Source organism: Clostridium sp. FP2 (assembly GCF_011065955.2).
GTDB lineage: Bacteria > Bacillota > Clostridia > Clostridiales > Clostridiaceae > Clostridium_AD > Clostridium_AD tagluense.
Genome location: NZ_JAAMNI020000002.1, coordinates 147318 through 167506 on the forward strand (window position 1 = coordinate 147318; position 20189 = coordinate 167506).

A 20189-nucleotide genomic window follows, 5' to 3' on the forward strand; every position below is an offset into this window, starting at 1 on the left:
GTCGAATTTAAGTTAGTCAAAGCGATGCCCGTCATCGTCTTGTCCACCCCCATGGCTTTCTCAATGGGGATTATGATTATGGAATTGCATTCTTCACAACAAGACTTATGAGCAAACTGGGCACTAAAATTGGCATAAAAAATATAAAGGCACTGCTGCAATGCGGTTACTTTGCGGTAGTGCCTTCATATCACTCTCTCGTAATTATCCTTATTCTTTGTCAGGTTTTTTTTGTGATGGTGCAGGACGTTCTTCGTGTCCTCGGCTCATTCCGGGACTACGCTCGAATGGCATGTGACCAGGATGTCGACCAAAAGGCATCTTTCCGGGACGATGGCCAAACGGATTGCCTCCACGTTCGCGCGGGTCGAAATCGGGTTCGGGCTGTTCGTCACCAATCTGAGTTTCAAGCGTTTCGATGATACGCCTAAGATAGCCGCTCAAATTCTTTTGTTCTTCTTCGCCTAGACATTCAAACAGCTTGTCAAAGCTGAATTTCTGATCGGTTTCGCCAATTGCCACGATTCCCTCTTTCGTAAGCTTAATATTCATAACTCGGCGGTCAGTTTCCGATGGTGTACGAGCAATGTATCCGCTCTTCTCCAACTTAGAAAGAATCTCTCCCAAGGATTGTGGTCTCATGTCCAGCAAATATGATAAATTTTTTTGGCTAATTTCAGGCTGCATCTTAAGGAGCGTTAACACTCTGCCTTGCCCTCTCGTTGGATCACCCATCGGGCCATAATGCGTATGATTTTGCTGATGGTATCGGTGAAATAACCACTGAACGCGTACAAATTCTTCTGTTAAGTCGATTTTCTCTTCATTCATTTTAAACCCCTCCATTTATTGGTATCAAGTATTTTATAAGGTACCTTATGATTTAATAATACAGGTACCTTCATAATTTGTCAACAGTTTTTTAAAGGTACCTTATTATAATTTTTAACGACATTTCAGAAGGAAAATCTCCCACTTCTATAAGTGGGAGTTACAAGCTATAACAAATAAAAAACATCAGTGGGAGGATAACAATTCAGATAGTATATCTCTTGGAGTCTTAGTAGTTACAGGAGCAAAAAAATATTACTTGGAATATATGGTAACATTTGTAGATATGCATTATACTAATTACTGTATTGCATAATTAAATTGACTATCTATAGGCTTATTTTCTGTAATCAATGGATTACATGTTATAATTTCCTTGCAAACTGTATATATTCTAAAAACACGATACATACATCCTTACATTTTAAAACGAAGTTAATATAATTCTCTAGATTTAATAACTCAAAAATATAGTGCCCTTAGGAGATATACACCTAGATTACTAAAAATCCTTGAGTTTAAAGCCTCTAAAACAGGTGAACCTGTTTTAAAAGCACTGGAAACTATAAAAGATCTTAATTCTAAAACTAAGAGAAAGGTACCCAACGGTGCTCCCTTAGATTTTGTAACTAATCAGTGGGAAAAATACGTATATGATCAAGAAGGTAATATTGATAAGAAATATTATGAATTAGCAGCATTCACTGAACTTAAAAATGCAGTTCGTTCTGGTGATATATCAATAGTTGGAAGCAAGCAACATAAACCCTTTGAGGAATATTTGATGACAGATGATGAATGGGAAAAGTATAAAGCTGAAAATACTGATTTTAAAGTACCTTTGAATGCTGAAGAGTATTTAAAATCTAGATTGGAGCTGTTAAACAGTAAATTAAAATATGTTTCTGATAATATAAAAAAATTGAAAGGTGTATCTATAGAAGATAATAAATTTGTATTATCACGATTAGAAAAAGCAGTTCCGGATGAGGCAAAAAAATTATCTGCTAAGCTTTATAGCTTAATACCTAGAGTAAATTTATCAGATATAATCATAGATATTTGTAAATTTACAGCTTTTGATAATAAGCTAATCCATGCTTCAACTAACAAGGAACCAAAAGATAATGAAAGGGCATGTATAACAGCTTCACTTATGGCTCTCGGAACAAATATAGGACTTAAAAAAATGGAACAAGCAGTAAAAGGAATAAGCTACAAACAGATGAGCAACGTAGTTAATTGGATAATGAGTGATGATAATATGGAAAAGGCTATGGCGGATATCACAAATTATCATCATAGACAGCCTTATGCTGTACATTGGAGTGATGGCAGTACTTCGTCGTCAGATGGTGTAAGAGTTAAATCGGCAGTTGAAGCTTTAAATGCAAGTTATAATCCTCATTACGGATTAGAAAAAGGAGTAACAATGTATTCAGCTGTAAGTGATTAATATTCAAGATTTGGAGTAGGTGTTATAAATACAAATTCAAGAGATGCCATTCATATAATTGATATACTTCTTAATCATAGAACAGAACTTGAGATTGAAGAGCATTATACTGACACAGCGGGTTATACGGATCAGGTATTTGGATTAACACATTTGTTAGGGTTCAGATTTGCTCCAAGACTTAGGGATATATCAGACTGTAAATTATATTGTATTGAAAGAAAAGAAGACTTTAAAAATATTCAGTCAGTTATAAAAGGTAAGATAAATACTAAAATTATAAAAGAAAATTATGATGATATATTGAAACTTGTATACTCAATAAAGGAAGGTAAAGTTTCTGGATCATTGATAATGGGTAAGCTCGGTTCCTATGCTAGGCAAAACAGCTTAGCTAAAGCATTAACTGAACTAGGCAAAATAGAAAAAACTATTTTTATCCTTGATTATTTATCAGACGAAGATTTCAGAAGAAAAATTCAGATAGGATTGAACAAAGGTGAAGCAATGAATGCACTGGGAAGAGCCATATTCTTTGGGAAATATGGAATGCTTCATGAAAAAGATATTCAAGGACAGTTACAGAGAGCTACTGCTTTAAGTATAATTATAAACTCCATAGCTCTTTGGAATACCATGTACTTACCTAAAGCAGTTGAGAAGCTTAAGGAAAAAGAAGAAGTTGACGAATCTCTTCTAAGACACGTTTCTCCACTTGGATGGGAACATATTAATTTTATTGGTCAATATAACTTTGATGATAGTTCTGATTACAATTTAATAGATAATATGAGACCTTTGAGGAAGAAATTGCAATAATTTATAAAAATTAGAATTGTATTTACCGTAATGATATACTAACAAATAGGTCGTATATGTAAAATTTTTAAAAAAGGAGGAAATGAAATGGCTGAACTAATAACGTTACCATTATTGTTTGAAATGGGTGAAATAAAATTTTATATTTATCCAGTTGTAATTAAAAACAATGATGATTTAATTTTAGTTGACACAGGTTATCCTATGTTTTTGTCAGTAATAGAAAAAGCTTTTGAGAAAAATGGGTTGGATATCAGAAATCTTCAACAAGTTATTTTAACTCACCACGACCATGACCATATGGGAGCAGTAAAGGAACTTGTAAAAAAATATCCTTCTGTAAAGGTGAAGTGTTCCGCAGAGCAAATTCCATATGTTTTAGGAAAAAAGAAATCACTTCGATTAGAACAGGCAGAAAAATTGGAGGCAGACGCTGGATTTATACAAATGATAAAAAGTGTAGAGTATTTGGATTCTGCTTTAGCAGTTACAGATAATGAAATTATATGTAATGGAGTAAAGGTTATTGAAACATCAGGGCATATGCCAGGACATATTTCTATTTATATTGAATCAATGAAAACCTTAATAAGTGGAGACATGTTAATTTCAGAGGGTGGTGTATTAGGTATTGCAGATGAACAATTTGTGTTAGATAAAGGGGCAGAAATAAATTCACTAAAGAAAATTGTTAATTTGGATATTGAAAAAATTATATGTTTCCATGGTGGAGAGTATAAAAGCAATAATTTAAAAAAAGATTTAAAAAAACTTATTGCAAAGGGGTATAATAACTAAGCAATAATTTCCAAGTTGTAGAGTTGATGTAACATAATTTTAGATTAAGGTCTGTCGTATATTTCTTTTAGTGTGACTCAAATTCTACCTTTTTCATTATATAGGAAACAGCTTGCGGAAACCGCTGTGGATAACATTCTAACTAAAAGATAGGTAGAAAAATTTAGAAAAATATGAGATGATTAAGCTATGAAAAAAAATAAAATTACTATAAAAAAAATATTTGAAGACAATTACGAAGAGTTTTGGAAAAAGAATAAAGAGAAGTACCCTGAAAAAATGAGAGAACATATGCACATGGAAGTTATGAAAATGATAGGATGCGGGGATATTGCATTAGGTTTCGTGGCATATATATGTTTAAAATGTTTGGAAGTATTTAAAATAGGATTTACATGTAAAAGTAGATTTTGCAGTAAATGTGGTAAAAAATATATAAATGAATGGGTAGAGAAACAAGTTAGTAAAGTTTTAGATGTACCACATAGACATTGTGTATTTACAATACCCGCTGAGTACAGGAAATATTTTTTTTGGAATAGAGAGAGTCTGAAAGACCTGCAAGACATGGTGAATGAGGTTATAAATGAGTTTGCAAATGGTGTAAACTATAAAAATAGAGAAGAATATCAAAAGAAGAAAAGGAGCAAAAAAGGAGGGGTACTTTGGCAAAGTGGAATGATTGGAGTAGTGCATACATTTGGAAGGAACATAGGGTTTAACCCACATGTGCATGCATTGGTTCCAGAAATAAAAACAAGGGGTAATGAAGTTAAGGATATGGAATTCTTCGACTATGAGTATTTTAGAAAGGTATGGCAGTACAAATTAATAAATTATATGATTAGTAAAAACCCAAAGAAAAAAGCAGAGTACTTAAAAATGTTCAAAGATTATCCTAATGGTTTTTATATAAATGCCAAATCAAGAATGAAAAGTGCAAGAGGTGCAGCAAGATATATAGGTAGATACTTAGCAAGACCTGCGATAGCAGAATATAGAATACTTAGCTATGATGGGGAAAATGTAACGTTTTGGTATAAGAGCCATGAAACTAATGAGAGAGTAGAAGAAACAGTTACAGCACAAGTGTTTATAGGCAAGCTATTAATGCATATCTCACCTAAATATTTTAAGATGGTTAGATTATACGGAGTATATGCTGGAAGTATAAGTATAAAGATTAGAAAATGTTTTGGCTTATTGCAATACATAAAAAGTGGTCTTAAAGCAATTCAGTGCACACTAAAAATAAATTGGAAAAAGGAAATAAGAAAAATGAAGTATAGAGAATTAATGATTATTAATTTTTCTAAAGATCCTGGAAAATGTTCAAAATGCGGTCAGCTAATGGAGTTATTCCAAATTTGGCACAGAAAGTATGGGTATATTTATGATATGGGAACATATTAAAAAGATTTTTAAAATTAAAATGAATGAAAAGAAGATACCATTTGATATAGGGAAACCCGATAAAATGATACTTTTTAAATGTAAGAAGTGTGGGTATGAAGAAGAAGTACCTGAATTTGTTGCGTTTGAATGTTATACACCTGAGGAATTTGACAAGAAGAGTGGTAGCCCTATTGTTATGTGTATAAAATGTGATTCGGATATGATAATTAAGAGGTGATGCTACACTATTTAATGGAGCATCACTTTAATACTCGACCGTAGGGAGATTTTGTTCTTTTTAAGAAATATGTTTAAAATATATTTTATAGTAATTAAAATACCGATATATTAAAAGAATTCTTTAAATATATCGGTATTTTGGTAATATATGTCTTAACGTATAAAATCCGCGTTTTGCGGTTACTACCCCTAGGTTTGTAAAAATAGTATCTAGTGGTATAATATTCTTGAAAGTTAAGTCGGATTGGTTGAACTATTGCGTAGTAATTGAGAGGTGTGTTTATGAAGTATTTTAAATATGACCTATGGCGAGGGATTAATAGTGATTCTGAGAAAATTATAGATGAATCACTGGCTGAATGGGATAAAAATGATAAAGCCTATAATGAGGTTTTTGAGTCAATACAAAATAGATTTTCTAAAAAGTTCTTAAAGTCGTATTTATACAATGAACGTTTTCATGATTATACTATTAAAAATATCAAAATAAATAATAAGGATAAATGGGGCAAAAAGCCCATGTCAATTGATATAGTTATTACATATAGAACTACTACATGGAAAATCACTTATAAAAATGTAGTGAAATTTAGTATGAATTATGAACAATGGGAAGGTGAGGGGACATGCATAGGCTTTGATGATTGGGGATATGATGAATTAATTCCAGTAAATGAAGATATTCTATCTCATGAAATTATTTTTGTGTCAGGAGCTACCATTTTGATATATTTCAAAAATAATAAAATTTCATTATCTAAAGTAAATGATGATTAAGACACAATATTCTAATTTCACGTCATATGCCCCCCATCTTTTACAGCAGTAAGAATTGTAGTAACTCTATCAGCAGCGGAAACTCCTGTAGTTACGCCTTCTTTAGCTTCAATTGAAATAGTAAATGCAGTAACCATAAGTGCTTTAAAATTCAATATACCATGAAGCAAAAATAAGGAGGAAAATATAAATGTCTATTAAGAGCAGGAAACCAGTTAAATACCGAAGGTTTTCCCTACTATTAATTTGAATTTCTTGTATATTTAAATGAAATATTATTTAATTTTATATTACCTAATAAGTCTATTTTTTTACTTTCAATAGCATCGATCTCTTTTTCATTACTTACTATATCTGATAGCCTATCAAATAATACACCGCTATTTATAAAACTATTCAACATTTCAAATACAGAAGAAGACAAGCCAAAAAAAGTTATACTTAACGAATAAAAAGCAACAACCTGGCCAATAGATATTGACTCGTGTGATGATAATTTCTTAGCTTGATGGCTATGTTGCCTTACCCCAACTAGAGATATGCTACGTAAAAGTTGTTGCGACTTGAAAAAAACGTTAAAATCAACTAACTTTGAAAACAACCTATTTTTGTTATTAATTACAAATAAAAATAATGGAGGGATATGTTGACAAAAGGGATGATATGGTACACAATTACGGAGACAAGCTTGTTTAAAATAGAATATTAACAATATGAAAAGAGGGAGATTTAACATGAAAAAAAAGATTTTAACAGGGTTAACAGCACTTTCATTATGTCTTATAACTGCAATTCCAGCAATGGCTTCAACGGTTTATTACAAGGGTGATGCTGTAAGTTGGGATTATGGAACAAGTTTGGGAGTTTACAGTTATTCTGATGTTCAGACCGGTAAATATACTCACTCAGCTACAGCTTATTGGGCTTGTAAATAATGCGTAAAGTACATCTTATTGGTAATATTCGCTATTTTGGCGCTATATTAATAGTAATGCAGGGCATTTTAATTGCATTGCTTTCTATTTTTATGCTAAATAACACGTATCATGATCAATGGAATAAATATTTGAAAACAGGTTCTTCACTTGATGTGCATCTTCAAAATATCTCTGAGAGTCATAAAGACAATATTGAAGAATTCCTACATAGTGAAGCATCTAAAAAAAATCTATTTATAGCCAGAAAAGATTTAGCGTTAAATGATAAATCTATGTTTTCAGGCTATACTTTTGGCATATATGGTGATGTTGAAAATAATGAGGTTTCATTTGAATTTTATGGTAAAAGAGTTATTGATAAAGATATGCTTAATAAGCTCCTTTTATCAAAAATGGATGAAAGTACTCTTGGTATAGATAAAGGTAGCATTTACAGTGTTGGTGAAATTCCTTCATTCAGATTTGGAAAAAAAACGATTTTTAAAAAGTTGAACCGCTTAATAAAAGAAAGTGGTACTATCAACGGAGACTACGTTATCCTTGGATTAAAGGCTAGTGATAAAAATGCTTTTGTACAAGAATTGGCTTTATCCTGTAATGTGCCCGCTGATAATCTACTAAGGGAAATGAAAGGTTCTAGTGTAGAGAATAGTTTAATGAGAACAATAATACTTGTACTTATTTTTGCACTGATAATTTTAAATGCTGTGTATTTTATGATTATAACTATACGTAACATAAGTAAAAGTGGTAAATTGGCACTTTTAGGATGGTCAAAAACCGCATATTGTACTGAAACCTTAGGAATATTTATTGTTTATGCACTGCTAAATATTCCAATTCAAATCCTTATAGGAATTTTGCTTTCTGGTTGGAGCAAAATAACAGGTTTATTTATTAGTTATTTCATATTATTTGCAGTTATAAATGTTATATTGGTAACATTGGAAATCGCAATTTCTGCTATAATTCAGATATCAGTTAATCCACTGAATGCAATTAAGGGCAGAATACCCAAAAATATATTATATATTTTTGGGGTACTGGCGTATATTGGAGTAAGTGTGGGGATTGTGTTTTGTTGTATTTATGTAGACGCTCCTATGAAGGACGTATCAGAAAATGCAAAACTTTCACAAATGTGGAGTAATGTATCAGAGTATCAGATTTTAAAAAGCGTTTCTGTTGGGTATGATCAAAGTTCTATTACTGGAAATTCAAAATATCTTAATCAAAGTTTATATGACTGGTACAAAGGGATGTATGATGATAATGGAGTATATCTAATAAATACAACCTATTATGATAATGAACAGTTAGATGGATGGAAACAAAATAATGTATATGAAAATAGTCCTGAAAAACCATTTTGGTATTTTTCATATTCCGCAAATTATATAAAATCTCTAAATTTTAATGTTGATAGTAGAATTATAAATGAGGCGAAATCTGGAACAAGAGTTTACCTTATCCCAAAATCTTATTCAGAAAATGAGAAAGTTAAGTTGAAAAACTGGCTCACAGAATCATCAACAAAAAAACCACATGAAGGAGATATCAGTACTGTATTTAATAAAGAAAAGAATGTGAAATTTGTAGAATATACGCCTAAAGATAACCTGTTTACATGGAATCCAAATTCAACATATGAAAATGCATGTACTAATCCGGTTATTTATATATGTACACCGGAAAATATGACATATTTTGAATCAGAGAGTCTTAACGCAAACGGCTTTAATGGTTATATAAAATTTGTTAATAAAGCAGTAGCAGAAAAACATTTGGATACAAATATACTTGAAAAATATAAGTTAAATGACAACAATCTTGAATTTGTAAATACAGAAAAATATATCGATGGATTACAGAAAGATTTAAGGACTACAATTGCATGGTTTGGAGTGGTATTTTTAATATTAATGCTTATCCTTCTAGGGATATTAATCGCTCTTGCAACAGTTTTTAGAATTGCAAATCAGGAAAAAATTAATGTTAAGAAATTTTTAGGTTATGGATTTATTAATTTATATCGCCTGCCAATTATTATGCTTATTTCTGTTATATGTATTGAGTTGATTATTATGCTTATTATGCATTCTAAGTTTGGTTTTCTACTAATGCTTATTTTGGCAGTTATTCAGATACTTATTTTTTCAAAGTATATGACTAAATGTGAAATTGAAAAAATACGTATGGCTTTTAAAGGAGATTAGAATTATGGAAAAAGCAATAGAAGTATTAAATGTTACAAAGAAATTTGGGAAAAGATATATATTTAAAAATCTAAATTTGTCCGTTGAAGAAGGAGAGTTTATTTCAATTGTTGGACCAAGTGGTTGTGGAAAATCAACTCTCCTAAATATGATAGGCCTTTTAGAATCAATCGATGCAGGTCAGATTAAGCTAAAAGGAAAAGAAATTCCTAAAATAAAAAGTAACCAATCTACAATGCTAAGGCGCAATACAATTAATTACTTATTTCAATCATTTGCGTTAATCAATGATATGACAATCTATCATAACCTTTTTCTGGCAATGAAATTCTCTAATATCACTACACAGGAAAAGGATACAAGAATAGAGGAAATATTAAAAAAGGTTCATTTAGAAAAAGTTAAAGATGAAAAAGTTAATACACTCTCAGGTGGTGAACAGCAAAGAGTAGCCCTGGCAAGAACAATACTCAAGCCAGGTGATATCATTCTTGCAGATGAGCCAACTGGATCTTTAGATTCTGCGGCTGCTGAAATAGCATTTAATCTAATTAAGGATTTAAGCAAACAATATAGAAAAACTGTAATGATGGTTACGCATAGTAAACATTTAGCAAATCAAACGGATAGAATAATTAACATTTTGGAGTGTTAATATGATAGTAAATGGGGTATAATTTTATATTCATTTATGTCGTATCTTAATAAACTACGTCCTAAATAAATGTATAATTTTCCATAAAACATTATATTCATATTTTGAATGAAGCCTTGATTTATATAGGGTGTTAAGCATTCAGTTAAATTTAACTAAGCAAATATAAAGTTGATTTTAAAGACATATGGGGTAATATACGCAAAAATGATATTTCGTAGCTAATAAAAACACAATTCCGTAAATGCAAATATTTTACTTGATAAATTTGTAAATTAGATTATTTTTATATCCAATTTATGGTAACAATGGTACAATTAAATAAATATTTTGCGTCACAACAGTAAAATATCACGAAGTAAATATTATTTATCTTACCTTGGGGGTGTTAATTTGAAAATTGTTGTTAGAGAATGTAAAACGCAGGACTATACGGACATAGTTTTACTGAATAAGAATGAAATGGGTTATGAATACCCTGCTGAAGATACAAGAAAGCAATTAAAACAATTACTAAATAATAGTAACCATAAAATATATGTAGCCGTAGTTGCAGATAAAGTAGTAGGCTATATTCACGCAAACAATTATGAGTTGCTATATGCACCACATTTGAAAAATATTATGGGTATCGCCGTTTCATCTGATTTTAGAAAAAATGGTATTGGAAAAATGCTTTTGAATGAAGTTGAGACATGGGCAAAGGTTACAGGGGCTTATGGTGTACGATTGGTGTCAGGAGCAACAAGAATTGGAGCACACGCCTTTTATACATCTTGTGGATATGACGGAAACAAAGAACAGAAAAATTTTAAAAAAATGTTTTAGCTAACGCGGCATCGTTCAATAGCTAGTTTCAGACATTGAGCAACTTTCGTAGCTATCATCGTTTAAGTATATACTTAAGGTGATAGCTTTTATCGGCTCAATATCTGAATCCGAAACTGTTCATTTAACGACAAAAAAATGAATAATTAAGGGCAATCAACATAAATTATTTATCTTGATTGCCCTTAATTATTTAATTCATTTAAATTTAGTAATATTTTAAGCCATTGGCTTCTTTATGATAGAACTATTCATTAACAATATAGTTTCTAAAGTGTTTGTTTTGCAGATGTAACTTTTATTTCTAAAACTCTATTTAGAAAAGAAAATTTTTCTTTCATCATATCAAATTCTGAACCTGATTTAACGAATTTTGCAGTTCCCTCGATTAAGAAACCAGTTCCCAATGAGTTGTATCCCATGATCTCTTTACTGCCTACTGTAACTTTAATTTTATCATTTTGTTCTATGTTCTTTTGGGTTTTTATCATTCCAGCAGCGGGTATTAATAACCTACCATCTTCAGTAGCATTAATATAAGAGTTCCAAGTATTAGCTACGTGTGCTTCATTGTTACTACAAGTAACGATAGCTACGACTCCCTCATGGGAAATAACATCAAGCAATTTTTCATTTAACATTAATTTTTCCTCCTTTAATTTTACTAAATGATGTATAATGTAGATAAGGTAGATACATGTTGTCTGTATTTATTATATAGTGACTAATTTTAAAAGTCAACGATAATTGAATAAAGTTTATTGACTACTAAAAAATAATAAAGTAATATGAGAAGATTATCTTTTTATTTAGGAGGCGTGATTACAATGCAATTTTCCATAGGTGTAGAATATGCATTACATTGTTTATTATATATGATAGATATTCCTTCAGGTAAAGCTGTTGGAATTAAAGACTTAGCAGCATTTCAAGGAGTATCAGAAACTTATTTATCAAAGGTATATACAAAATTAAGAAAAGCAGGAATTGTAAGGTCAATTATAGGCGTTAATGGTGGATATGAGTTAGTACGTGATCCTGAAAGCATAACATTTTGGGATGTAGTTCAGGCCGTAGAAGGAAACACTCCGCTATTTCAGTGTGCAGAGATTAGGCAAAATGAGATTTTGCTAGATAAAAAAAATTTGCCTGATGCATATACAAAATGTCCTTGCTTGATAAAAGTTGTCATGTTAGAAGCGGAAGAACAGATGAGACTGTATTTAAACAATAAGACTTTAGGGTGGTTACATAAGCAAGTGAGCAATAAAATACCATCAGAGCACAAAAGAGAAACAGTTGAATGGTTTAATAATCTTAAATCAAAGTAAATTAAAAATAGTTTTAATAAAACAAAAACCATTTAACATAATAGGTACATGATAAAAGATAAGTTAATTCGCCAAAACTATTCTCCGCCATGGGAAACAAATAGAATAGCATAAAGCGTTTATTTAGGGGAGGGGGAAAGTGCGTTTATTTTTAGAAAACAATCAAAATTTAAAAGGATTCCAGATACATTTGTGCAAATTACAGTTAATATCCTTAATGTTAAAGCTAATTTCAGAAAGAGGGGAAAGATTGAATCCCCATAGTAGTGAAAACGCGGCATCCTTCTATAGCTTGTTTCAGAAATTGAGCAATTTTAGTGGCTATCACCATTTAAGTATATACTTATGCTGATAGTTTTTATCGGCTCAACATCTGAATCCAAACCTATTCATATTCCCAGTTAAATTGGTATCTTCTTGAGAGAAAAATTAATTTTATAATTCAAAAGTATTTTCAATAACGCCTGGTAATATGCTGTATACAGATTTTCCTATTTTTTTCTCAAAATAATTTTTTAGTTCGATAAAGGCTTTCCATTTTGGAACATTATATTCGTTCACTCCATGTCGCAGGGCAACATCAATCAATCTTTTTTCTATCAGTGTAAAACCATCAGGTAATGCTAAAGCATCACATAATTGTATTAATTTATCGTAGTCAGTATATTCCAGTTTATTAAAAAAATCTTCAACAAACTTATAATCTTCATGGCTACAGCTTTTATTTACAACTTCTTCAATATCATTAATGCTTTTAGATGGACAAGAATGGGTTATACAAATTTTTGCTAATAAATCATATCCTAATTTTTTAGAATAGTTATAGCCACCTAACAGGTGTCCAATAGTTGTTATACCATTTGGTAGTCCATTTCTCCTCCCAATATCATGGAGCATCCCTAATACGTATGCCACATCTGGATTCAACTCTTCACAATTTTCAGCTATTAGCTTAGCTGCTTGAGCAGTCCAAAGTGAATGTTGTACCCAGGGTCCCGGAAATAAATCTTCTGCTTCCTTCAATAATAACCTGGCTTCATCTATGGTGGGCACTCCTTGCTTATTACATTTTTTCATATATGTACAACTCCCTTTAGTCGAATTTGTTACGTGATTATTTACAATCGTGACGCAACTTGTGTATAGATCATACCATTTAACACTTTTTTTGTAATATATATTTTTTTTTACATGTCATATTCCATTACTTTTTAGCGTCTCAAAATTGAAGGTATTATTATGGATTTTAGGAAGATTTTTGACAGTATTCCTGAAGAATTTGAAAAATGGAGAACCCGTTATTGTGATGAACTTTTCGCCGACGTTATAAAACACTCAAAGCTAGATGCTACTAAAACAGTTCTTGAAATTGGCCCTGGAACAGGTCAAGCTACCGAACCGATATTGAAAATAGGCTGTTCGTATTTGGCAATTGAACTTGGCGAAAATCTTGCAGAGTATACAAAAAATAAATTTAGTTTATATGATAATTTTCAAATTGTAAATGCTGATTTTGAAACATATGATTTTGGGCATCATCAATTCGATTTGGTTTATTCAGCCGCGACAATCCAATGGATACCAGAGGAAATCGGCTTTCCAAAAGTTTACGATATATTAAAAAGCAATGGAATATTTGCGATGATGTTCACTCGAACAGATGAAAAAAGTGCTAATGAACCCTTATATTTGAAGATACAGGAAATATACGCTGAATATTTTCATCCAGAAACAGAATATACACGTAATTTAAATTACAACAATGCTGAAAAATATGGCTTTACTGATATTGAATGCCGTCATTATCACAAAACAAGAGAACTTAACGCTGATGAGTATGTCTCTTGGATAAGTACACATGCTTGTCATATAACTCTTCCGGAGCCGTATAAATCGAAATTTTACGCAGGAATCAAGGAGGCTATTTTGGGTTTTGGCAATAATATAAAGCTTTATGATACAATTGTTTTGTATTTGGCAAGAAAGCCATAACCTGGCAGGATAAGCATAATCAGAAGTTGTTTTACTTCATAATGTTCATAAACTATGTCCTGCTTATGCATTTTAATTTATTAAAATGAAAAATAATGTCTTATGGCTGTTCTTTTCACGTGTAAATCGTTGATTTACTAAAATTCAGTATCTTAAAAAAATGTTATGATTGAAATTAGTGGGCAGTTTCCTTTTTGAGTCTCCACATTGCCAGAGCAAAGCTTCCACAGCACATCACTGCAAATAGCGTAATGACAGGCAAGATGTCCCATAGCAAGATTGTCTCTCCAAATATCAATCTGCGCAGAGCATTAATAATATGTGTAAATGGATTGAGCATCACGGCTACCGCCAATCCTCCGGACAAAATTTCGGGAGGAAAAAGAGCTGAGCTTAAAAAAAAGATGGGTAGCACAATTGCATTCATTATTGTCTCATAGATAACTTCATTTGGAAGCAAGAGACTAATGGTATAGGCGATACTTGACATGAAAAATGCTGTCATAAAAATCAGCAATATCATGAGCGTAATCCCAGCAATGCCCGACTCCACTTTTACCGAGAAAAAAAGTGCTACGATACATAAAATTGCTATTTCAATAAATGAAAGCAGTATTGCCTCTAGCATTTGACCAAGCACTATGGAGCTTCGACTCACAGGCGCAATCAGAATTCTGTAAAAGCTGCCACTAGATTTCATGATGAAATTGATGATACCGCCGCTGCTACAAGCGGAAAAAGTTACGAGAACTATGATGCCGGGTAAAATAAAAGCAGTGTAATTACTGATACCCATATTTTGCATTGTCTGCCCTGCGACAGCACTATACAAAATAAGCCAAATAAGAGGTTGCAATATTGTGACTGCAATGGAAATAGGATTTTGAAAACGCCACTTCATATTTCTCCATAAAATATTCAGCATATCAATCCCACCCTTTTTTTTCTTCTGAATCCGTTAATGCAAAAAAGACATCTTCTAGACTGGGTGCTACAATTTCGATAGCGTTAAACTCTACATTATGATCCAAAAGCCACTTGTTCACAGCTGTGAAAGCCGTTTTGCTATCATCCACGCCTACAAAAACAGAATTATCTATCACATTTGTAAATTTAATGAACCCCATACTATCAAGGACAGTTTTGTATTTTTTTGTTTCCGAGGCACTTGAAAATACGATGTGAAGCATGTTTTGCTTAATGTAACTACGCATGCTTTTGGGTGTTCCCAGGGCCAATTCCTTCCCCTCTTTCATGATACAAATGGTATCGCTTAGTTGGTCGGCTTCCTCAAGATAATGCGTTGTAAGTAAAATGGTTGTGTCATATTCTTCCCTGATTTTCAGTAACATTTCCCACATGGTTTTTCGTGATTGGGCATCCATACCCACTGTGGGCTCATCCAAAAACAAAATCTTAGGCATAGATACCATGTTCATGGCGATGTCCAGCCTGCGCTTCACTCCGCCCGAGTATGATGATATAGGGTACTTCATATACTGGTCAAGCTTAAAGCTGTCAATCAAAGAGTTTATTCTTTCTTTTGCCACCTGTGCATCTACTTTGTATAGCCTGCTTTGAAACATCATATTTTCCATAAGCGATAGATGCGCATCGATGGAAATATGCTGAGCAACACAAGCAATTTGTGTGCGAATCCAATCAGGGTTTTTACATAAATCCTTTCCCAACATGGTTACATTTCCAGATGTGGGTTTATAGTAGGTTGTCAGAATGTTAATTAGAGAAGATTTACCCGCGCCGTTGGGACCGAGCAAAGAGAAGATTTCTCCACTTTTTACTTTAATACTTAAATCGTCAAGGGCTCTGACGCCATTCTTGTACTCCTTAACTAATTTATCAATTTCAATGGCCAGCATTCTATTCCTCCTCTTTCAGTGGAAACAGGATTTCCGTAATATATTTTTTGGGATTGCCTTTTAGAATCATTCCAGGCCCTTTTATAAAGACTTCTCGCCACGGTGGCTGTATAGACAGGCCATTTTCCTGTATATGGCGATTAATTGCTTGGTACGCCATAGGCAAGGTATCGTATAACCCAATATGGGTAAGACATAGGGCTTTCGCAGGGGGCATGTCTTTTAATGTTACACCATTACCGTTTGGTATTTCACCTGTAGGTACACACAATTCCATCTCACCGATGCCGGTATTTTGATCAACCCTATGGTAACAGAAAAAGGGAGCTCCATTCGCTTTGCCTTTTATGGATTTAAACACATTTGAAAATTGTTTTGCTGCCTCGGTAACGGGCCCTTTGTAGCGCATAGTGGCTACCCTAATGGGCTCTATATCTTTGATCTCAATTTTATAATTCATTTTCTCTCCTCCTTAATATGCTTGTGTTATTTCGCTTTCTTAACTGCAATCCAGACTTCGGAATGTCCGCCTTTTAATTTTTGGTCATTGATAGGATAAACTTCTATATCTGGCAATTCATCATATTCATAGCCAGAAAACGGAAGCCATTCTGTAAGAAATCGTTTGAAGATTGTTTGAATGGAATCTGGAAAATGTCCATCACATTCAAAAATAACCCATGTAGCTGAAGGAATTTCATATTCAACCAAATTTTCTGGAACAGCTTTATCGGTAGAAGCCGCAATGTAGTAATAGATTTCCGCTGGATTTTGATATACAGTAACACCTAAAATACCAAGAGGGTTTTGGTTTGCTAATCTGCAAATTTCTGAAAATAAATTGCTTTTTAAAGTTGTATCCCAGAATGTAGGAACAATTTCGAAATTTTGTTCTACGACCTCTTTTAATACAACTCTGGTTCCAACAATTCTAATAGGATCTTTTGTTTCAACGCGATATCTCATACTTTCCCCTCCAGTGACGTTAATAGAAAAACTAATGCGTAGATAAGAGTTTAATATAGTTCCCGACATGCGAGCAACCCTTGGGGCAACACCATGAACATTTTGAAATGCACGATTAAATGATGTTGGCGAAACATAACCATACTTTGAACCTATATCCATAACTTTAGCTTCGCTTACTTGTAATTCAAAAGCGGCTTTTGTCATTCTCCTACGGCGAATATAATCAGATAACGGAATACCCGCTACATAGGAAAACATTCTTTGAAAATAAAAAGTTGAACAACAGGCAATTTTTGCAGCTTCATCATAAGAAATATCACCTGTTAAATTATTTTCTATATAATCAATTGCTTGACTTAGTTGCTTCAACCACTCCATATAATCACCTCTTTGTGTTAAATATTAGCATAATATAAATTATATATCTTCTCTTTTGGTGTCCAGTTTTGTAAACCTACTACTCATTGATGTTAGTACAATTCTAAATTGGGTCTTTTTGCTCATCCTCCCGAAAAGGAATGTTGATTTTTGTATTGACAGAATCTTCGCAATGTTATATATTTATAACAAACAAGTTGTAAATATATAACATTGGGAGGAATCTAAAAATGAGTATTAAATCAAAGCTTGCTCTGCAATTAGTAGCAGCATCATATGTATTAATTATAATATTTCTGTATAAACTAAATCTACTTCAGCCTGTGACCATATTTATTCTGTGTGTTCTTGAGTTTATAACGTGGTCCATAATTTTCTTCAATGAAAAATTAAGTGGTATTACTGATGAATTAGTACTTAGTATATTATCTAAAGTAAATAAGATTGGTATGAATTTTTTAGTGATTTCAATTGTTATATTAAGCATCATACTTATAGCTCCACTTTATAAGGATTTTGTTATTTCAAAAGTTGCTATAGGAATATGTTTAATGTTAATCCTCTTTATATTCAGTATAATAAGATTATTATCCTTTATATATTATGATAGAAAGGGGATTTGTAAATAAATGCCGATTTTAAATACAAACATTAAAGAGCATAGAGAGAAAGCATTAATGAAACAAGCTGAACTTGCCAAATTAGTGAATGTTAGACGAGAAACTATAGTACATTTAGAAAATGGGAGATATAACCCCTCCTTAAAATTAGCTATGGATATAGCCAAAGTATTCAATACTACAGTTGAAGAATTATTTAAATATGTTAATTAATAAATATAACTAAGAAAAGCCACATGTTGGAATTAATATCCAGTATGTGGCTCGTTTTTACATGTATGTCGGAGTGCTCGCAAAACACGGTAAATATACTTTAATAGGGGTACGGCAACATAGCCATCAAGCTAAGCCCTATTGAACATTAGTAAGTCATTATTAAATGATAGATGTTATCAATTATTTTTCTTTTAATGAGTTTCAATGGTAAATTTTAAGTGTACATTAGTATTCAAAGAATTTTAGGGTACACCAAAAAAAACCACGTATATAGTGGAAATTTTACAACTTTATTAAGTTGTTTTATGCTGCAACTTTAGCCTGTGTTGATGTTAGTTTATAACAAACTCCGAGAATATCAAAAACAGTTTTCTTATCCTTTTTATGAGATTTCAGACCATTCTTAACTACATTTTCAAATATTAATTTTAAAGTATTTAAAATTTTATTAGGGAATTTGATAAGCTCAGAGTATATCCCATCAATATATTCATGAACTATTTCACAAGTCTTAATTTCACTGGCTTCAAGCCCTTTATTTTCTAAAGCTAAAGTCCTCATTTTAAACATTACAGCAGAGCTTATGAGTAGCAAAATAAGTTTTCCATAAAGTTGACATTGAAACCGTTCTATTTTAACTAACTTTACAACCTGTATACTAAATATGGATTTCCATGTTTTAAAAACTATTTCGATCTGCCATCTTAGGCTGTAAAACTCATGAACCTGTTTTGCACTTAAAACTTCTTCTGTAATATTGGTTATATAAATAGATATCCCTAATAATTCAATAGTATTATCACTTTTTTCTATACCCTTTTTCTTAGCGTTCTTCACAGATTTTTCTGTTCTTTTTTTCAATTGATCATTTGTTAGTTTATATAAAATAAGCCTTGTTTTTAGTGTCTTTTCCTTACCTACATAGACATCCTTAATTTCATAACGTTCCCCCTCTGCCATCTGTTTCATTATGTCAGAAATATAGATTCTTTTAAAAAGGCTTGATTTTTTGGGGGCGCCATTCTTATAGTACTCTATATCCTCATTGTCTATATATACTGCTATATTAGGTTTGAGTCTTGATATGTAAAAAGCTACTCTATCTTCTATATCCAAAAAATCTTCAAAGTTGAAATATCCAAGATCTCTTAAAATAAGATCCCCAGCTTTGATAGTATCTCTTATTTTGCTCCCAAAAGTATTGTCGCTTCCAGAGCCAGCTCCTACTTGTATATTAAGAAGATTTCCAGATTTCAATTCATATTCTAGTTGTATTTTTACACCTGAAGCTTGAGAACAGCCACCAGATCCAGGGTAAATATCTTTATAGCTTTCCGGTACTTGAAAAGCAGTAGAATCAAGTATTCTTATTCGTTTGAAATGTTCATCCCATACACTTGGTATACAAGTATTATTTGTTATTGTTTGGCGCAACAGATTCTCAAAAATTTTCTTTAAAAATTCCACGCATTTTTCATTTAAACGTTGATCTAATGCTTGATTAGAAATAACTATTCCTATTTTGGCACTAAGTTTTGTACATAAGGTAACAAGTGTATTATTCGCAACCTCTGCATCCATAAAGCAGCATAAGCAAACGAATTCCCATGCGCGAATTTTACCTTTTCTTTTCACAAAACCTGTTTCTCTTGCTATTGCTTCAAGCTCCTCTTTTGAAAAACAACTTTTAAGTTCAGCTGCAAAAAGTTTTATATCTTTATCCAATTTTAAGTTTTCTTCTATCATTTGTAAATTACCCCCATTGCTGTGTTTTTATTATCTTTCAAATAATAACATTTTTACAAATGGGGGGCTTTATTTTTATAGAATTTTCTTAGCTTGATGGCTAT

General features: G+C 32.0%; 21 protein-coding genes and 2 pseudogenes. 13 read left to right on the forward strand and 10 right to left on the reverse strand.

All coding sequences use genetic code 11. The features are described from left to right. Positions 1–210: 210 nt before the first annotated feature. Complete coding sequence (locus tag G9F71_RS25520) at positions 211–831, reverse strand: MarR family winged helix-turn-helix transcriptional regulator (RefSeq protein ID WP_164952120.1); 621 nt, start codon at positions 829–831, stop codon at positions 211–213. A 784-nt stretch (positions 832–1615) separates the two neighbouring features. Here G9F71_RS25520 and G9F71_RS25525 point away from each other — a divergent pair. From G9F71_RS25525 to G9F71_RS25545, 5 genes and pseudogenes are all read left to right on the forward strand, one after another. Further along, a pseudogene (locus G9F71_RS25525) lies at positions 1616–3106 on the forward strand (Tn3 family transposase). A gap of 87 nt (positions 3107–3193) precedes the next feature. Further along, a complete protein-coding gene (locus G9F71_RS25530; RefSeq protein ID WP_164952122.1) occupies positions 3194–3904 on the forward strand; it encodes an MBL fold metallo-hydrolase in 711 nt (236 codons plus the stop codon). 189 nt (positions 3905–4093) lie between these two features. After that, positions 4094–5317 carry a transposase gene (locus G9F71_RS25535; protein ID WP_164952556.1) on the forward strand — a complete coding sequence of 408 codons (1224 nt, stop codon included), beginning with the start codon at positions 4094–4096 and terminating at the stop codon, positions 5315–5317. A 19-nt stretch (positions 5318–5336) separates the two neighbouring features. Continuing rightward, positions 5337–5537, forward strand: coding sequence for a hypothetical protein (locus tag G9F71_RS25540; protein ID WP_164952555.1), 201 nt, complete (start codon positions 5337–5339; stop codon positions 5535–5537). Positions 5538–5821: 284 nt separating this feature from the next. Beyond that, a complete protein-coding gene (locus tag G9F71_RS25545) occupies positions 5822–6316 on the forward strand; it encodes a DUF4085 family protein (RefSeq protein WP_164952472.1) in 495 nt (164 codons plus the stop codon). A 35-nt stretch (positions 6317–6351) separates the two neighbouring features. Here the strand turns inward: G9F71_RS25545 and G9F71_RS25550 are convergent. Together G9F71_RS25550 and G9F71_RS25555 are read right to left on the reverse strand one after the other, a co-directional pair. Continuing rightward, a pseudogene (locus G9F71_RS25550) lies at positions 6352–6447 on the reverse strand (3,4-dihydroxy-2-butanone-4-phosphate synthase); the annotation flags it as partial. A 110-nt stretch (positions 6448–6557) separates the two neighbouring features. Then, complete coding sequence (locus tag G9F71_RS25555) at positions 6558–6917, reverse strand: hypothetical protein (protein ID WP_164952471.1); 360 nt, start codon at positions 6915–6917, stop codon at positions 6558–6560. Positions 6918–7050: 133 nt separating this feature from the next. Here G9F71_RS25555 and G9F71_RS25560 point away from each other — a divergent pair, with 133 nt between their 5' ends. From G9F71_RS25560 to G9F71_RS25575, 4 genes are all read left to right on the forward strand, one after another. Further along, positions 7051–7251 (forward strand): hypothetical protein, encoded by a 201-nt coding sequence (locus G9F71_RS25560; protein WP_164952470.1) that lies wholly within the window; start codon positions 7051–7053, stop codon positions 7249–7251. After that, positions 7251–9470, forward strand: coding sequence for a hypothetical protein (locus G9F71_RS25565; RefSeq protein ID WP_164952469.1), 2220 nt, complete (start codon positions 7251–7253; stop codon positions 9468–9470). Before G9F71_RS25560 ends, G9F71_RS25565 begins: the two co-directional genes overlap by 1 nt. A 4-nt stretch (positions 9471–9474) precedes the next feature. Then, positions 9475–10125, forward strand: a complete 651-nt coding sequence (locus G9F71_RS25570; protein ID WP_164952468.1) for an ABC transporter ATP-binding protein — start codon at positions 9475–9477, stop codon at positions 10123–10125. 393 nt (positions 10126–10518) lie between these two features. Beyond that, positions 10519–10953 (forward strand): GNAT family N-acetyltransferase, encoded by a 435-nt coding sequence (locus tag G9F71_RS25575; protein ID WP_224626901.1) that lies wholly within the window; start codon positions 10519–10521, stop codon positions 10951–10953. A 269-nt stretch (positions 10954–11222) separates the two neighbouring features. Here the strand turns inward: G9F71_RS25575 and G9F71_RS25580 are convergent, their stop codons facing one another. After that, entirely contained in the window at positions 11223–11594 is a 372-nt protein-coding gene (locus G9F71_RS25580) for a pyridoxamine 5'-phosphate oxidase family protein (protein ID WP_164952467.1), read from the reverse strand. 186 nt (positions 11595–11780) lie between these two features. On the opposite strand from G9F71_RS25580, the gene G9F71_RS25585 reads away from it, so the two are divergent. Beyond that, the gene (locus G9F71_RS25585) at positions 11781–12284 is read left to right on the forward strand and encodes an RrF2 family transcriptional regulator (protein ID WP_164952466.1); all 504 of its coding nucleotides are present in this window, start codon (positions 11781–11783) and stop codon (positions 12282–12284) included. Between the two features lie 435 nt (positions 12285–12719). Here G9F71_RS25585 and G9F71_RS25590 read toward each other — a convergent pair whose 3' ends face one another. Further along, positions 12720–13361 (reverse strand): HD domain-containing protein, encoded by a 642-nt coding sequence (locus G9F71_RS25590; RefSeq protein WP_164952465.1) that lies wholly within the window; start codon positions 13359–13361, stop codon positions 12720–12722. Between the two features lie 162 nt (positions 13362–13523). Here G9F71_RS25590 and G9F71_RS25595 point away from each other — a divergent pair, with 162 nt between their 5' ends. Further along, entirely contained in the window at positions 13524–14276 is a 753-nt protein-coding gene (locus G9F71_RS25595; protein ID WP_164952464.1) for an rRNA adenine N-6-methyltransferase family protein, read from the forward strand. Positions 14277–14451: 175 nt separating this feature from the next. Here the strand turns inward: G9F71_RS25595 and G9F71_RS25600 are convergent, their stop codons facing one another. Genes G9F71_RS25600 through G9F71_RS25615 form a run of 4 tightly spaced genes read right to left on the reverse strand, consistent with a single transcriptional unit; the run spans position 14452 to position 17503 of the window. Continuing rightward, complete coding sequence (locus G9F71_RS25600; protein WP_187353515.1) at positions 14452–15201, reverse strand: ABC transporter permease; 750 nt, start codon at positions 15199–15201, stop codon at positions 14452–14454. A gap of 1 nt (position 15202) precedes the next feature. Beyond that, the gene (locus G9F71_RS25605) at positions 15203–16156 is read right to left on the reverse strand and encodes an ATP-binding cassette domain-containing protein (RefSeq protein ID WP_164952463.1); all 954 of its coding nucleotides are present in this window, start codon (positions 16154–16156) and stop codon (positions 15203–15205) included. 1 nt (position 16157) lies between these two features. Next, a complete protein-coding gene (locus tag G9F71_RS25610; RefSeq protein WP_164952462.1) occupies positions 16158–16616 on the reverse strand; it encodes a GyrI-like domain-containing protein in 459 nt (152 codons plus the stop codon). A 26-nt stretch (positions 16617–16642) separates the two neighbouring features. Continuing rightward, positions 16643–17503, reverse strand: a complete 861-nt coding sequence (locus tag G9F71_RS25615; RefSeq protein ID WP_164952461.1) for an AraC family transcriptional regulator — start codon at positions 17501–17503, stop codon at positions 16643–16645. A 230-nt stretch (positions 17504–17733) separates the two neighbouring features. On the opposite strand from G9F71_RS25615, the gene G9F71_RS25620 reads away from it, so the two are divergent. Both G9F71_RS25620 and G9F71_RS25625 read left to right on the forward strand, forming a co-directional pair. After that, positions 17734–18132 (forward strand): hypothetical protein, encoded by a 399-nt coding sequence (locus tag G9F71_RS25620; RefSeq protein WP_164952460.1) that lies wholly within the window; start codon positions 17734–17736, stop codon positions 18130–18132. Continuing rightward, entirely contained in the window at positions 18133–18336 is a 204-nt protein-coding gene (locus G9F71_RS25625; RefSeq protein WP_164952459.1) for a helix-turn-helix transcriptional regulator, read from the forward strand. 306 nt (positions 18337–18642) lie between these two features. On the opposite strand, the gene G9F71_RS25630 is transcribed toward G9F71_RS25625, so the two are convergent. Further along, positions 18643–20085, reverse strand: coding sequence for an IS4 family transposase (locus tag G9F71_RS25630; protein WP_224626904.1), 1443 nt, complete (start codon positions 20083–20085; stop codon positions 18643–18645). Positions 20086–20189 lie beyond the last annotated feature (104 nt).